Source organism: Citrobacter amalonaticus (genome assembly GCF_018252635.1).
GTDB classification, from domain to species: domain Bacteria; phylum Pseudomonadota; class Gammaproteobacteria; order Enterobacterales; family Enterobacteriaceae; genus Citrobacter_A; species Citrobacter_A amalonaticus_E.
Genome location: NZ_JAGTXM010000005.1, coordinates 368,518 through 382,962, shown reverse-complemented (window position 1 = coordinate 382,962; position 14,445 = coordinate 368,518). Strand labels below are relative to the sequence as shown.

Sequence of the window (14,445 nt, the reverse complement as noted above, 5' to 3'; positions counted from 1 at the left end):
CTAGCGCAGCATTGACGACAGGCGACGACTGGCATCCATCATCTGTGTGGCAAGCGCTTCTCGTTTATCATCCGGGATCTGGAATGCGACGCCCGACACGCTCAAAGCTGCCACCACTTTCCCTTCGGCATTAAACACAGGCACGGCGATGCAACGTACGCCTAAAGAATCTTCTTCGTTATCATAGCCCCAGCCCCGCTGACGGATCCCGGCTAATTCCTGCTTCAGGATATTCACATCGGTAATCGTCGTTTCGGTATAGCGCGTCAGAACCTGATCGGGCGGCAGCAGCTCATCCAGTTCCTCCGAATTAAGCCAGGCAATCAGCACTTTCCCCAGACCCGAACTATGCAGCGAAAGGCGCTTACCTTCCCAACTGCGTATCACAATCGCCTGTGGGCTTTCGAGCTTGAGAAGATAAATGGGGGAATCGCCTTCAAGCACGCCAAGATGACAGGTTAACCCTGTCGTATCACGAATTTCTTCCAGTACCGGCAACGCTATTTTTTTAATATCGTACTGTTCTGCGGCTTTATTCCCTAATTCGTAGAGACGTAACCCCAGATAATATTTGTCTTTTTCCTGACGCAATAAGCCATGCGCAACCATCCCCGTCAGCAAAGAGGAGGTACTGCTTTTTGCGATCCCTGAATTCTGATGAATCTGCGTGAACGTCGCGCCATCGCATTCCATCAGATAAGCGAAAACGCGCATAATTTTGTCGAGGGCAGGAATCGATGTTGTGATTTTTTTCATAAATTTATCAATTAATTATAATTAATTCCTCGGACACTATACACCAGCAGACGGTTATTATTCCATATCCATGCGCAATCACCGCGCACAAAAAAGGAGCCTGAAGGCTCCTTTTTTTAACCTGACGACTTACAACCGTACTGGATCAATATGCCAGATGTGGTCAGCATACTCCTTGATGGTCCTGTCAGAGGAGAAGTAGCCCATGTTGGCGATATTGAGCATCGCTTTGGCGGTCCACTCTTCCGGACGGCCGTATAACTCGTCCACGTTGTCCTGACAATCGACATAGCTGCGGTAATCCGCCAGCACCTGATAGTGGTCGCCAAAGTTGATCAGTGAATCCACCAGATCACGATAACGTCCAGGCTCTTCTGGACTGAACATGCCGCTGCCGATTTGCGTCAACACCTGATGCAGTTCCTCATCTTTATCGTAATATTCACGCGGCTTATAGCCCTGCCTGCGCAGTGCTTCGACCTCTTCCGCGGTGTTACCAAAGATAAAGATGTTCTCTTCACCGACGTGTTCCAGCATCTCCACGTTCGCCCCGTCCAGCGTACCGATAGTTAACGCGCCGTTGAGTGCGAACTTCATGTTGCTGGTGCCGGAGGCTTCCGTCCCCGCCAGCGAAATCTGCTCAGACAGATCCGCCGCCGGAATGATCAGCTGCGCCAGGCTGACGCTGTAGTTAGGGATAAACACCACTTTCAGCTTGTCGCCGATCTGCGGATCGTTATTGATGACCTTCGCGACATCGTTAATCAGGTGAATAATGTGTTTCGCCATGTAATACGCCGAGGCGGCCTTACCGGCGAAAATATTCACCCGCGGCACCCATTGCGCATCGGGATCGGCCTTGATGCGGTTATAGCGGGTGATGACGTGCAACACATTCATCAACTGACGTTTGTACTCGTGAATACGTTTGATCTGGACATCAAACAGCGATTTTGGGTTCACCACCACATTAAGCTGCTGGGCGATAAAGGTCGCCAGCCGCTTTTTGTTTTCCAGCTTCGCCTGGCGTACCGCATGATTGACCAGCGGGAAATCACAGTGCTGTTCGAGTTCATGCAGTTGGCTCAGATCGGTGCGCCATGTACGACCAATGTTCTCGTCCAGAACGCCGGAAAGCGACGGATTTGCCAGCGCCAGCCAACGGCGCGGCGTCACACCATTCGTCACGTTGCAGAAACGGGTCGGGAAGATGGTTGCAAAATCCGCGAACAGCGACTGAACCATCAGGTTAGAGTGCAATTCGGAAACGCCATTCACCTTATGACTCACCACAACCGCCAGCCACGCCATACGCACGCGGCGACCGTTGGACTCATCAATGATCGACGCGCGTCCCAGCAGACCGGTATCGTTCGGATACTGTTCCTGCAACGTTTTCAGGAAATAGTCGTTAATTTCAAAGATGATCTGCAAGTGGCGCGGCAGTATTTTACCCAGCATATCCACCGGCCAGGTTTCCAGCGCTTCGCTCATCAGCGTGTGGTTGGTGTAGGAAAAGACCTGACAGCACACTTCAAACGCGTCGTCCCAGCTAAACTGATGCTCATCAATTAGCAGGCGCATCAGCTCCGGAATCGACAGCACCGGGTGGGTATCATTCAGGTGAATGGCAATCTTATCCGCGAGGTTGTCGTAGGTTTTGTGCAACTGATAGTGACGACTCAGGATATCCTGCACCGTGGAGGAGACCAGGAAATACTCCTGACGCAGTCGTAGTTCACGCCCTGAGTAGGTGGAGTCATCCGGATACAGTACACGCGACACGTTCTCGGAGTGGTTTTTATCTTCCACGGCGGCAAAGTAATCACCCTGGTTGAATTTACCAAGGTTGATTTCGCTACTGGCCTGCGCATTCCACAGACGCAGCGTGTTGGTGGCGTCGGTATCATAACCGGGGATAATCTGATCGTACGCGACCGCGAGGATCTCTTCGGTTTCAAGCCAGCGCGTTTTCTTACCTTCCTGCTGAATACGCCCGCCAAAGCGGACTTTGTAACGCGTGTTATGGCGTTTAAACTCCCATGGGTTACCGTATTCCAGCCAGTAATCGGGAGACTCTTTCTGTCGCCCATCAACAATGTTCTGCTTAAACATCCCGTAGTCGTAGCGTATGCCGTAACCACGCCCCGGCAGCCCTAAGGTTGCCAGAGAATCAAGGAAACAGGCTGCCAGTCGCCCAAGGCCACCGTTTCCGAGGCCTGGGTCGTTTTCTTCATCAATGAGCTCTTCGAGATCTAAGCCCATCGCTTCCAGTGCGCCCTGGACATCGTCGTAAATTCCCAGTGATAACAGCGCATTGGAAAGGGTACGTCCAATCAGAAACTCCATCGACAGGTAATAAACCTGACGAGTTTCCTGTGACAGTTGGGCTCGGTTAGAACGCAGCCAGCGCTCCACAAGACGATCGCGCACCGCAAACAGCGTCGCGTTCAGCCATTCATGCTTATTGGCAATAACCGGGTCTTTACCAATCGTGAACATCAGCTTGTAAGCAATAGAGTGCTTAAGTGCTTCTACGCTCAGCGTCGGCGATGCATAGGTAAATGGAGCATTCATAATGATGATTCCTGAATAACTATTTCAAGCGATAGTAAAGCTCGCGGTATGACTTCGCCGCGACTTGCCAGCTAAAATCCATCGCCATCGCTTGCCGTTGCACAAACCGCCAGAGCGAAGGTCGAGACCACAGCACGAAAGCGCGGCGGATAGCCCGCAGCAGGGACCAGGCGTTACTGTCCTCAAACACAAACCCGCTGGCGATGCCATCGGCAAGGTTTTCCAGAGAACTGTCGGATACCGTATCTGCCAGCCCACCGGTACGCCGTACCAGCGGCAACGTGCCGTACTTAAGCCCATAGAGCTGTGTTAATCCGCACGGCTCAAAACGGCTCGGTACCAAAATGACATCCGCGCCGCCCATGATGCGGTGCGAAAACGCTTCATGATAGCCAATCTGCACACCGACCTGGCCGGGATATTCCGCGGCGGCGGCAAGGAAACCTTCCTGCAACACCGGATCGCCCGCCCCCAATAGCGCCAGTTGGCCGCCTTGTTCCAGCAGGCCCGGCAAAGCCTCCAGCACCAGATCCAGCCCCTTCTGGCTGGTCAGGCGACTGACGACGGCAAACAGCGGAACCTTGTCATTCACCTTCAGTCCCATCGCGATTTGCAGCTGCCGTTTGTTTTCTGCCTTCTCTTCCAGTGAATCACGCGTATAGCGTGATGCCAGCAGCAGATCCGTCTCCGGGCTCCAGATCTTCTCATCTACGCCGTTCAGAACGCCGGAAAGACGCCCTTCACGGTGGCGCTGTTGCAGCAGCCCTTCCATACCGTAGGCAAACTGCGGCTCGGTGATCTCCCGTGCGTAGGTCGGGCTGACCGCCGTGATATGGTCGGCGTAGTACAGACCGGCCTTCAGGAATGAGATCTGACCGTTAAACTCCAGACCATGCATGTTAAAGAACGACCATGGCAGTTGGATGTCATTCATGTGCTGAGCATAAAACATGCCCTGGTACGCCAGGTTGTGCACGGTAAACACCGATTTCGCCGGACGTCCGCGCGCGGCCAGATACGCAGGCGCCAGGCCAGCATGCCAGTCGTGCGCATGCACCACATCCGGGCGCCAGAATGGATCAAGCCCGCAGGCCATTTCACATCCTACCCATCCCAGCAGTGCAAAACGCAGCACGTTATCGGTGTAGGCAAACAGGTTTGTATCGTGATACGGACTCCCTGGACGATCGTAGAGATGCGGGGCATCAATCAGGTAAATACCTACACCGTTGTAATGACCAAACAGCAGGCTAATCCTGCCCGCGAACGTGTCGCGGCGGGTGACCACTTGTGCATCCGTGATGCCTCGACGAATGTCGGGAAACGCGGGTAACAGAACGCGGGCATCCACACCATCCGCGATTTGCGCTGCCGGCAACGCGCCAATCACATCTGCCAGACCACCTGTTTTCAACAGGGGAAACATCTCCGAACATACATGTAAAACCTGCATTCTCACTCCTGTTTGACCTGCAGTTTGCGCAGCATTTCGCGCGTCACCAGCACAATGCCTTCTTCAGAACGGTAGAAGCGACGAGCATCTTCTTCCGCATTTTCGCCAATCACCATGCCTTCCGGGATAACGCAGGCACGATCGATTATGCAGCGACGCAAACGGCATGAGCGGCCTACCCAGACTTCAGGTAACAACACTGCCGAATCAATATTACAGAATGAATTCACCCGTACGCGCGGGAACAAAACGGACTGCACCACCACTGAACCGGAAATAATACAGCCGCCGGAAACCAGCGAGTTCAGCGTCATGCCGTGGCTACCCGAGCGGTCTTGCACAAATTTCGCCGGCGGGAGCGATTCCATATGGGTGCGAATCGGCCAGTTTTGATCGTACATATCCAGTTCTGGGGTCACGGATGCCAGATCGAGGTTCGCTTTCCAGTACGCTTCCAGCGTTCCGACGTCGCGCCAGTACGGCTCGGACTCAGGATCCGACTGGACACAGGACAATGGGAAAGGATGTGCATAAGCCATGCCAGCTTTGGTTACTGTCGGAATGATATCTTTGCCAAAGTCATGGCTTGAGCCGTCGTCAGCGTCATCTTTTTCCAGCAGCTCATAGAGGTAATCCGCATCAAAAATGTAGATCCCCATGCTGGCGAGGGATTTCGTGGCATCGCCTGGCATCGCGGGTGGGTTCGCCGGTTTCTCAACAAACTCAATGATCTTCTCGTTTTCATCGACCGCCATTACGCCGAACGCGCTGGCCTCTTCGATCGGCACCGGCATACAGGCTACGGTGCAGCGCGCACCTTTCTCTACGTGGTCGATCAGCATGCGCGAATAGTCTTGCTTATAGATATGGTCACCAGCCAGGATAACCACATATTCCGCCTTATAACGACGGATGATATCCAGGTTCTGCGTCACCGCATCCGCCGTGCCGCGATACCAGTTTTCGCCCTGCATTCTTTGCTGGGCAGGCAGCAAATCGACGAACTCATTCATCTCTTCGCTGAAGAACGACCAACCACGCTGAATATGCTGTACCAGAGTGTGAGACTGATATTGCGTGATGACGCCAATACGGCGGATCCCGGAGTTAATACAGTTGGATAACGCAAAATCGATAATACGAAACTTACCACCAAAGTGAACGGCCGGTTTTGCACGTTTGTTCGTCAAATCCTTCAGACGAGTGCCACGTCCTCCCGCCAGAATCAGGGCAACCGATTTCAACGGCAACTGGCGCGCCAACATTAAACGGTCATTCTTCTCTAAACTCACCATGACTAACTCCTTTTTGATCATCTCTGGAACACACACAGTCCGTGCGCAGGTCCCGGCCAGACAGCCGTAATTACCGGATTATCCTCTCCGGCAAACGGGGGAACAGCGCGCCATTCCCCTTCAGGTAAAACCATTTCAGCGGTCTCAAGTGCGGCATTGATGGCAATAAGAAAACGGTCCGACAGCAGGATTTGCATCTGCATTGGCCCGTTTTGCCATTCATCCGCACTCAGTGGTTGCGCGTAGCGATTAAGCCAGCGCACGTTGCCATCTCCCTCTTCCCACCAATGGTCTCCCACCAGCGCCGGGATTTGCTGGCGCAGTTTGATTAATGCAGCGGTAAAATCGATTAATCCCCCGCTCGCCTGCGACCAGTCCAGCCAGGTCAACGCATTGTCCTGGCAGTAGGCGTTGTTGTTGCCATGCTGACTGTGTCCGTGTTCATCACCGGCCAGCAACATGGGCGTTCCCTGAGAAAGTAAAAGCGTCGTCAGCAGCGCATGAATGCTGTCACGTCGACGTTCGACGACCTCCAGAGTGCCGCCTAATCCTTCTTTACCATGATTATTGCTATGGTTATTGTCGGTTCCGTCCCGATTTTCCTCTCCGTTTGCCTCATTGTGTTTCTGATTGAAACAAACGCAGTCTCTGAGCGTAAAACCGTCATGTGCGGTGACCAGATTAACGGAAGCGGAAGGGCTGCGCCCATCGCGCTTAAACACGTCACTGGAGGCCGCAAAGCGCCCGGCAAATTCGCCGAGCGACAAATTGCGCTGTAGCCAGAAGCGGCGTGACGCATCGCGAAAATGATCGTTCCACTCCGCGAACGGCGCGGGGAAATTCCCCACCTGATACCCACCGGCCCCGATATCCCACGGTTCAGCGATAAGCTTAACAGCGGACAGCACCGGGCACTGTTTGATGGCGGTGAACAGCGGTGCATCCTGGCGAAACGCCGGCGTGCGCCCCATCACCGATGCCAGATCAAAACGAAACCCATCGACGTGGCAACTTTCAACCCAGTAACGCAGGCATTCAAGGGCATACTCCACCACGCCAGGATGGCTGAGATTGAGCGTGTTACCGCAACCGGTCCAGTTGTGATAATCACCATCCTCTCTGATCCAATAATAGCTACGGTTGTCGATTCCGCGCAGGGAGATGAGCGGCCCGTCCAGATCCAGCTCAGCGCTATGGTTAAGCACAATGTCGAGGATGACCTCGATTCCCGCTTTGTGCAGCGCCTTAACGGCATCGCGAAATTCATCCTGCGCCGTCTCTGGCGAGCAGGCATAGGCCGGATGCAGCGCAAACAACGCGACGGGGTTGTAGCCCCAATAGTTCGACAACCCCAGCCGTTGCAAACGCGGTTCACTGGCAAAATGCGCCACGGGCAGCAATTCCAGCGCGGTAATCCCCAAATGCTTCAGGTAATCGATCATCACCGGATGACCAAGCGCGTTGTATGTGCCACGAATCTCTGCCGGGATCTGCGGATGCAGCCAGGTTAAACCTTTGACATGCGCCTCATAGATGACGGTATTGCCCCACGGCGTGCGCGGCGGGGCATCGTCTTCCCAGTCATAGCGATCGACGGTCACCACGCACTTCGGCGCAATGGCGACGTTATCGCGATGATCCGGCTGGTCATAACCCGCATGCATCAGCGGGTCATCTTTCAGGTCACCCTCTACGCGACGCGCGCAGGGATCAATCAACAGCTTCGCCGGATTAAACCAGTGACCCTGCGCGGGCTGCCACGGCCCATGCACACGATAGCCATAACGCAGACCGGGGCGGGCGTCGGCCAGATAGCCGTGCCAGACATCTCCGGTGCGTGCTGGCAGGTCGTAGCGCTGCTCATTGCCTGACGCGTCAAACACACACAGCTCAACGCGCTCGGCATGGGCGGAAAAGAGCGTGAAATTCACGCCACGCCCGTCATACGTTGCGCCATGCGGTGTGGCGTTGCCGGCAACCAGTTGCGTCATTCCGCCTCCCGAACCAGCCAGAGGGTCGCCAACGGCGGCAGCGTCAGACTCAGGGATTGCGGGCGCCCGTGGCTGGCAATCTCATCGGTATGGACCGCGCCACCGTTTCCGGCATTACTGCCGTGGTAGTGCATCGAGTCAGTATTGACAATTTCGCGCCATTTGCCCGGCTGATTGACGCCAAAGCGATAACCGTGACGCGGCACCGGCGTGAAGTTGCTGACGACGATAATTTCATTCCCGACCTTATCGCGACGGACAAACGCCAGTACCGATCGTTCGTTGTCATCCACCACCAGCCATTCGAAACCATAGGAATCAAAGTCGAGTTCATGTAACGCTTTGTGGTGACGGTAGGTCAGGTTGAGGTCGCGCACCAGACGCTGCACGCCGTGGTGCCAGTTGTCGCCGCCTTCGAGCAAATGCCAGTCAAGGCTGGCGTCATGGTTCCACTCGCGCCCCTGAGCGAATTCGTTGCCCATAAACAGCAGTTTTTTACCCGGGAACGCCCACATCCAGCCGTAATAAGCGCGCAGGTTGGCAAATTTCTGCCACGCGTCGCCCGGCATGCGGTCGAGAATCGATTTCTTACCGTGGACCACTTCGTCATGCGACAACGGCAGAACGAAGTTTTCGGTATAGTTGTAGAGCATGCCGAAGGTCAGCTTGTCGTGATGATATTGACGATAAACCGGATCCAGCTTCATGTAATCGAGGGTGTCATGCATCCAGCCAAGGTTCCACTTGTACCAGAAACCCAGGCCGCCCATATCCTGTGGTCGGGAGACGCCAGCGAAATCTGTCGACTCTTCCGCCATGCTCACCGCCCCCGGCACCTGCTCACCGAGAATGCGGTTGGTGTTGCGTAAAAACTCAATCGCTTCCAGATTTTCGCGGCCGCCGAATTCATTCGGGATCCACTCGCCTTCTTTGCGACTGTAATCGCGATAAATCATCGATGCCACGGCATCCACGCGCAGGGCGTCAATACCAAAGCGTTCAATCCAGTACAGGGCGTTGCCCACCAGATAGTTACTGACTTCACGACGACCGTAGTTGTAGATCAGCGTGTTCCAGTCCTGGTGATACCCTTCGCGCGGGTCGCTATGCTCGTACAGTTTGGTGCCATCGAATTCGGCGAGAGCAAAATCATCCGATGGAAAGTGACCCGGCACCCAGTCAAGGATCACGTTCAGGCCCGCCTGATGCGCGGCATTCACGAAATAACGGAAATCATCGCGCGTGCCAAAACGACGCGTTGGCGCATAAAGACCGGTAGGCTGATAACCCCAACTGCCGTCAAACGGGTGTTCATTCACCGGCAGCAGTTCGAGATGGGTAAAGCCCATCCATTTCACGTACGGGATGAGCTGGTCAGCCAGCTCGCGATAGCTCAGCCAGAAGTTGTTATCGGTATGGCGACGCCACGAGCCCAGATGCACTTCATAGATGGAGATTGGCGCGTCGAACTGGTTGGCTTTTTTGCGCGCCTCGGTCTGTTCCACTTTTTCTGGCAGACCGCAAATGAGCGAGGCCGTTTCCGGACGCATCTGCGCTTCAAAGGCGTAAGGATCGGCTTTAACCCGCAGGTTGCCGTTGGCGTCGATCATCTCATATTTGTAGAGCTGACCATGCTGTGCGCCGGGGATGAACAGCTCCCAGATGCCGCTCTCTTTGCGCAGACGCATCGGGTGACGGCGACCATCCCAGAAGTTAAATTGTCCGACCACGGAAACGCGACGCGCGTTCGGTGCCCAGACGGAGAAACGGGTACCCGTGACGCCATCCATGGTGTCCGCGTGCGCGCCCAGAGTTTCATATGGACGCAAATGGGTGCCTTCTGACAGCAGCCAGGCATCCATATCCTGAATCAGAGGACCAAAACGGTAGGGATCATCAATCAGATTTTGCTGGCCATGCCAGACGACCGCGAGCTGGTAGCGAAAAGGATTTTTACGGCGAGGTAATACACCGCTGAAAAAACCGCGTGAGTCGAGGCAGTCCAGTTTGCCGACTTTGCGCCCGGTTTTAGGTTCGATCACCCACACTTCAGTGGCGTCAGGTAAAAGCGCGCGGACCTCAAGTCCGGCAGGGGTCTGGTGCATACCAAGTACGGAAAAAGGATCCGCAAAATGACCAGCAATTAGCGCATTAATCACGTCTCTATCGATACGATCGGACATGGTTTTCATCCTGTTTTTTGGTGTCACTCTTCCAACTGATGTTCGATATCAGTTAGCGACACTTTTTTTTGACCTGAACGGCGCAGCACAATTGTGCATCCTTTCTGCCCCGTCCTACCTTCAGGTAACGCCCTGATACTGCGATCAGGACACCCTTAAAGAATAGCCAACACTTTCATTAACTCCTGCATAAAGATTATACATTTGCGTTTACTCCTTTTTTTACGCATAAAAAGGGGTGACTCAGCACCCCTTGAAATAACAAATATTGTTACGCCAGTTGGCGCAACATGCGGCGTAGCGGCTCTGCCGCCCCCCATAGCAACTGGTCGCCCACCGTAAAGGCTGACAGGAACTCTGGCCCCATATTCAGCTTACGCAGACGGCCAACTGGCGTGGTCAACGTGCCGGTAACGGCTGCTGGGGTTAACTCACGCATGGTGATATCCCGATCGTTTGGCACCACTTTTGCCCACGGATTGTGAGCCGCCAGCAGTTCTTCCACGGTCGGAATGGAAACGTCTTTTTTCAGTTTAATGGTGAACGCCTGACTATGGCAGCGCAGCGCGCCGACGCGCACACACAGGCCATCTACCGGGATGACGGACGCGGTATCAAGGATCTTGTTGGTTTCCGCCTGACCTTTCCACTCTTCACGGCTCTGGCCGTTATCAAGCTGTTTGTCGATCCACGGGATCAGACTACCCGCCAGCGGTACGCCAAAGTTATCCACTGGCAGTTCGCCACTACGAGTGAGTTGGGTGACTTTACGTTCGATATCGAGAATAGCGGAAGAAGGGGTTGCCAGCTCATCAGCCACATAGTGATGCAACTGGCCCATCTGGTTGAGCAGTTCACGCATATGGCGCGCGCCGCCGCCTGAGGCCGCCTGATAGGTCGCGACCGACACCCAGTCTACCAGGTCATGGGCAAACAGACCGCCCAGCGACATCAGCATCAGGCTGACGGTACAGTTACCGCCGACGAAGGTTTTAATCCCGTTGTTGAGGCCGTTGGTAATAACATCCTGGTTAACCGGGTCGAGAATGATGATTGCGTCATCTTTCATGCGCAGCGAAGAGGCCGCGTCAATCCAGTAACCCTGCCATCCGCTTTCACGAAGCTTTGGATAGATTTCGTTGGTATAATCGCCGCCCTGACAGGTCACGATGATATCGAGCGCTTTCAGCGCGTCCAGATCGAAAGCGTCCTGAAGTGTGCCGGTCGAGGTACCGCCGAACGTCGGCGCTGCCTGCCCAAGCTGGGAAGTTGAAAAGAAAACAGGGCGAATGGCGTCAAAATCGCGCTCTTCAACCATGCGTTGCATGAGAACAGAGCCGACCATACCGCGCCAGCCGATAAAACCAACATTTTTCATAGCGTTTTTTTCCTGCAAAGATGTGTGCTGTGTATGCTGACCAGTGTCCTACTGGCTTATCCTTCACCATACAAAAAGCAGCCAAAGTCGCAAGTGAATTTAATCAATGATAGCGATGCCATCAGTAATGCGACTTATCCCACTGCTTAAGCGAGCAGAAAGTCCAGGGCAATTATCGGGGAATTTGAGTTATGAATGAAATCATTTCTGCAGCCGTTTTATTGATCCTGATTATGGATCCGCTCGGTAACTTGCCCATTTTCATGTCCGTACTGAAACATACCGAGCCGAAACGGCGTCGGGCGATCATGGTGCGCGAGCTATGCATTGCGCTGTTACTGATGCTGATCTTCCTTTTTGCGGGCGAGAAAATTCTCGCATTTCTTAATTTGCGAGCCGAAACGGTTTCAATATCCGGGGGCATTATTCTGTTCCTGATTGCCATTAAGATGATCTTCCCCAGCGCAACAGGAAATAGCGCCGGACTGCCCGCTGGCGAAGAGCCCTTTATTGTCCCGCTGGCGATCCCGTTAGTGGCCGGTCCAACGATTCTGGCCACGCTGATGCTGTTATCACACCAGTATCCGAATCAAATGGGGCATCTGGTGATTGCCCTGCTGCTGGCCTGGGGTGGTACGTTTGTGATTCTGCTGCAGTCGTCGCTGTTTCTGCGTCTGCTGGGTGAGAAAGGGGTGAACGCGCTGGAACGCCTGATGGGATTGATTCTGGTGATGATGGCGACCCAGATGTTCCTGGATGGTATTCGGATGTGGATGAAGGGATAAATGCGTAAAAAAGCCCGGTAGCTTTTGCTTACCAGGCCGGGTATTTGCGGTTTTTGTAGGTCGGGTAAGCGCAAGCGCCACCCGACAAACATCAGCTCAATAGTTGAAACGCAATCATCCCAATAACGGCACCTACGGTGCCGAGGATGGTTTCCATCATCGTCCAGGTTTTCAGGGTTTGGGCTTCTGTCGCACCGGTAAATTTCCCGAACAGCCAGAAACCAGCATCATTCACATGACTGACGACGATCGATCCCCCCGCGATACAGATAGACAGCGCCGCCATCTGCGCCCCGGAGAAGTTCAGTTGTTCAATTACCGGCATCACCAGACCCACCGCCGTTAAGCAGGCTACGGTCGCTGAGCCCTGAATGATACGCACCGCTGCCGCCAACACGAAGCAGGTAATGGCAATCGGCAAGCCCATCCCGGTCAGCGCTTCACCCAATGCCGGGCCTACGCCGGAATCCACCAGCACCTGCTTGAAGACACCGCCCGCACCGATCACCAGCAGGATGATCCCCGCCGGTTGCAGCGCGTGACCGCAGATTTCCATGACCTTATCTTTCGGCATCCCCTGACGCATCGCCAGACCGTAAATCGCCACCAGACAAGCCACCAGAATCGCGGTGAACGGGTGACCGACAAATTCAAACCATTGATAAGCCGTGGAACCGACCGGCACAAAACGGGCGGCGATAGTTTTCAGCCCCACCAGCACCAGCGGCAACAGGATCAGCGACAGGCTGAAGCCGAACGACGGCATTTTGCCCTCGCCCAGGTGCGGTTCGGTAATATCGTCAGGAATAGTCAATTCAACGTAGCGGCTGATAAAATTGCCCCACAGCGGCCCGGCAATAATCATCCCTGGAATGGCGGCGCACAGTCCAATCAGAATCATCCAGCCGAAGTCGGCGTGCATCTGAGAAGCGAGCAGCATCGGCGCAGGCCCCGGCAGCAGAAATGCTGCAGCGGCCGCCACGCCTGCAAACAGCGGGATCACCAGCTTCACCAGGTTCGTACCGGTATGACGCGCCATCGAGAACGCGACGCTAATCAACAGCACAATGGCCACTTCAAAGAACAGCGGCAGCGCGCAAATCAGTCCCGCCAGCCCAATCGCATAGTGAGCGCGACTGTGGCCGAAGGATTTCAGCATCTTGACCGCAATCTGATCGACCGCGCCCGTTTCATGCAAAATCTTGCCGAACATGGCCCCCAAAGCGACCACAATCGCCAGGAAGCCCAGCGTGCCTCCCATCCCTTTTTCCATGGTCGCCGCGATTTTATCGAGCGGCATACCGGAAAAGAGACCTGCACCAATAGACACCACCATCAAAGCAACGAAGGCGTGCATACGCGCCTTCATCACTAAAAACAACAGCAGCAGAACGGAGCCTACTGCTGTTAAAACAAGCGTTAATGTACTCAAAACTTACTGCCTTTTATTAATGACCTCAATGGTGCTGGCAACAACACCTTCCAGTGGCTGATCGATATCCACCACCAGTACATCGTTTTCGTCAGCACCCGGCTCTTGCAGCGTTTCAAACTGCGTCACCAGCATCTGAGTTTTGAAGAAATGGCCTTTACGCGCCTTCAGACGGCTTTCGATCACGTCAAAATCGCCTTTCAGGTAGATGAAAGAGAGGTTCGGGTTACCGTCACGCAGCAGGTCACGGTAGTGTTTTTTCAGCGCGGAACAGACGATCAGCGAAACCTTGTTGGTACGCTGCATCGCAAACGCAGCGTCATTCAGCGCCTGCAACCACGGCTTACGGTCGTCATCATTGAGCGGCTCACCCGAGGCCATTTTCTCAATGTTGCGACGCGGATGGAGAAAATCGCCATCAAGAAACGCGGCATGCAGTTGATGCGCCACTTCGCTGGCGACAGCGGATTTGCCACTGCCCGATACGCCCATCAGAACGTAAATGTGGTGATCATGGTTAGTCGTGCTCAAAGTGGGCCCCCACAGTACAAGAATCAGGAATTGTTACGGGTAACTGTTATCGGTAACATTGTCC

10 protein-coding genes are annotated in these 14,445 nt (G+C 54.3%); 1 reads left to right on the top strand and 9 read right to left on the bottom strand.

Translation table 11 applies throughout. The annotated features are described in order from the left end of the window. The 7 genes from KE671_RS17290 to asd all read right to left on the bottom strand — a co-directional run bounded on the left by KE671_RS17290 (window position 1) and on the right by asd (window position 11,633). A complete protein-coding gene (locus KE671_RS17290; RefSeq protein WP_206163977.1) occupies window positions 1-756 on the bottom strand; it encodes an IclR family transcriptional regulator in 756 nt (251 codons plus the stop codon). Between the two features lie 129 nt (window positions 757-885). Further along, the gene (glgP, locus tag KE671_RS17285; RefSeq protein ID WP_206163976.1) at window positions 886-3,333 is read right to left on the bottom strand and encodes a glycogen phosphorylase; all 2,448 of its coding nucleotides are present in this window, start codon (window positions 3,331-3,333) and stop codon (window positions 886-888) included. Between the two features lie 19 nt (window positions 3,334-3,352). Then, window positions 3,353-4,786: a glycogen synthase GlgA gene (gene glgA / locus KE671_RS17280; protein ID WP_061076060.1), complete on the bottom strand. Its 1,434-nt coding sequence runs from the start codon at window positions 4,784-4,786 to the stop codon at window positions 3,353-3,355. Window positions 4,787-4,788: 2 nt separating this feature from the next. Beyond that, window positions 4,789-6,081 (bottom strand): glucose-1-phosphate adenylyltransferase, encoded by a 1,293-nt coding sequence (glgC, locus tag KE671_RS17275; RefSeq protein ID WP_206163975.1) that lies wholly within the window; start codon window positions 6,079-6,081, stop codon window positions 4,789-4,791. 17 nt (window positions 6,082-6,098) lie between these two features. Next, window positions 6,099-8,072 (bottom strand): glycogen debranching protein GlgX, encoded by a 1,974-nt coding sequence (gene glgX / locus KE671_RS17270; protein WP_206163974.1) that lies wholly within the window; start codon window positions 8,070-8,072, stop codon window positions 6,099-6,101. Further along, on the bottom strand, window positions 8,069-10,255 hold the full coding sequence (glgB, locus tag KE671_RS17265; protein ID WP_206163973.1) for a 1,4-alpha-glucan branching enzyme: 2,187 nt from the start codon (window positions 10,253-10,255) through the stop codon (window positions 8,069-8,071). The genes glgX and glgB overlap by 4 nt, the downstream gene beginning before the upstream one ends. 271 nt (window positions 10,256-10,526) lie before the next feature. Beyond that, a complete protein-coding gene (gene asd, locus KE671_RS17260; protein WP_206163972.1) occupies window positions 10,527-11,633 on the bottom strand; it encodes an aspartate-semialdehyde dehydrogenase in 1,107 nt (368 codons plus the stop codon). 191 nt (window positions 11,634-11,824) lie between these two features. Here asd and yhgN point away from each other — a divergent pair, with 191 nt between their 5' ends. After that, entirely contained in the window at window positions 11,825-12,418 is a 594-nt protein-coding gene (yhgN, locus tag KE671_RS17255; RefSeq protein WP_206163971.1) for a YhgN family NAAT transporter, read from the top strand. Between the two features lie 91 nt (window positions 12,419-12,509). Here yhgN and gntU read toward each other — a convergent pair whose 3' ends face one another. Together gntU and gntK are read right to left on the bottom strand one after the other, a co-directional pair. After that, window positions 12,510-13,850 (bottom strand): gluconate transporter, encoded by a 1,341-nt coding sequence (gntU, locus tag KE671_RS17250; RefSeq protein ID WP_206163970.1) that lies wholly within the window; start codon window positions 13,848-13,850, stop codon window positions 12,510-12,512. A 3-nt stretch (window positions 13,851-13,853) separates the two neighbouring features. Continuing rightward, window positions 13,854-14,381 (bottom strand): gluconokinase, encoded by a 528-nt coding sequence (gntK, locus tag KE671_RS17245; protein WP_042322982.1) that lies wholly within the window; start codon window positions 14,379-14,381, stop codon window positions 13,854-13,856. Window positions 14,382-14,445: the final 64 nt, after the last annotated feature.

What these genes read in the sequence shown, in the direction of transcription:
- yhgN (WP_206163971.1), top strand. Translation starts at nt 11,825, where the DNA reads ATGAATGAAATCATTTCTGCAGCCGTTTTATTGATCCTGATTATGGAT.
- glgA (WP_061076060.1), bottom strand. Translation starts at nt 4,786, where the DNA reads ATGCAGGTTTTACATGTATGTTCGGAGATGTTTCCCCTGTTGAAAACA.
- KE671_RS17290 (WP_206163977.1), bottom strand. Translation starts at nt 756, where the DNA reads ATGAAAAAAATCACAACATCGATTCCTGCCCTCGACAAAATTATGCGC.
- glgP (WP_206163976.1), bottom strand. Translation starts at nt 3,333, where the DNA reads ATGAATGCTCCATTTACCTATGCATCGCCGACGCTGAGCGTAGAAGCA.
- asd (WP_206163972.1), bottom strand. Translation starts at nt 11,633, where the DNA reads ATGAAAAATGTTGGTTTTATCGGCTGGCGCGGTATGGTCGGCTCTGTT.
- glgX (WP_206163974.1), bottom strand. Translation starts at nt 8,072, where the DNA reads ATGACGCAACTGGTTGCCGGCAACGCCACACCGCATGGCGCAACGTAT.
- glgB (WP_206163973.1), bottom strand. Translation starts at nt 10,255, where the DNA reads ATGTCCGATCGTATCGATAGAGACGTGATTAATGCGCTAATTGCTGGT.
- glgC (WP_206163975.1), bottom strand. Translation starts at nt 6,081, where the DNA reads ATGGTGAGTTTAGAGAAGAATGACCGTTTAATGTTGGCGCGCCAGTTG.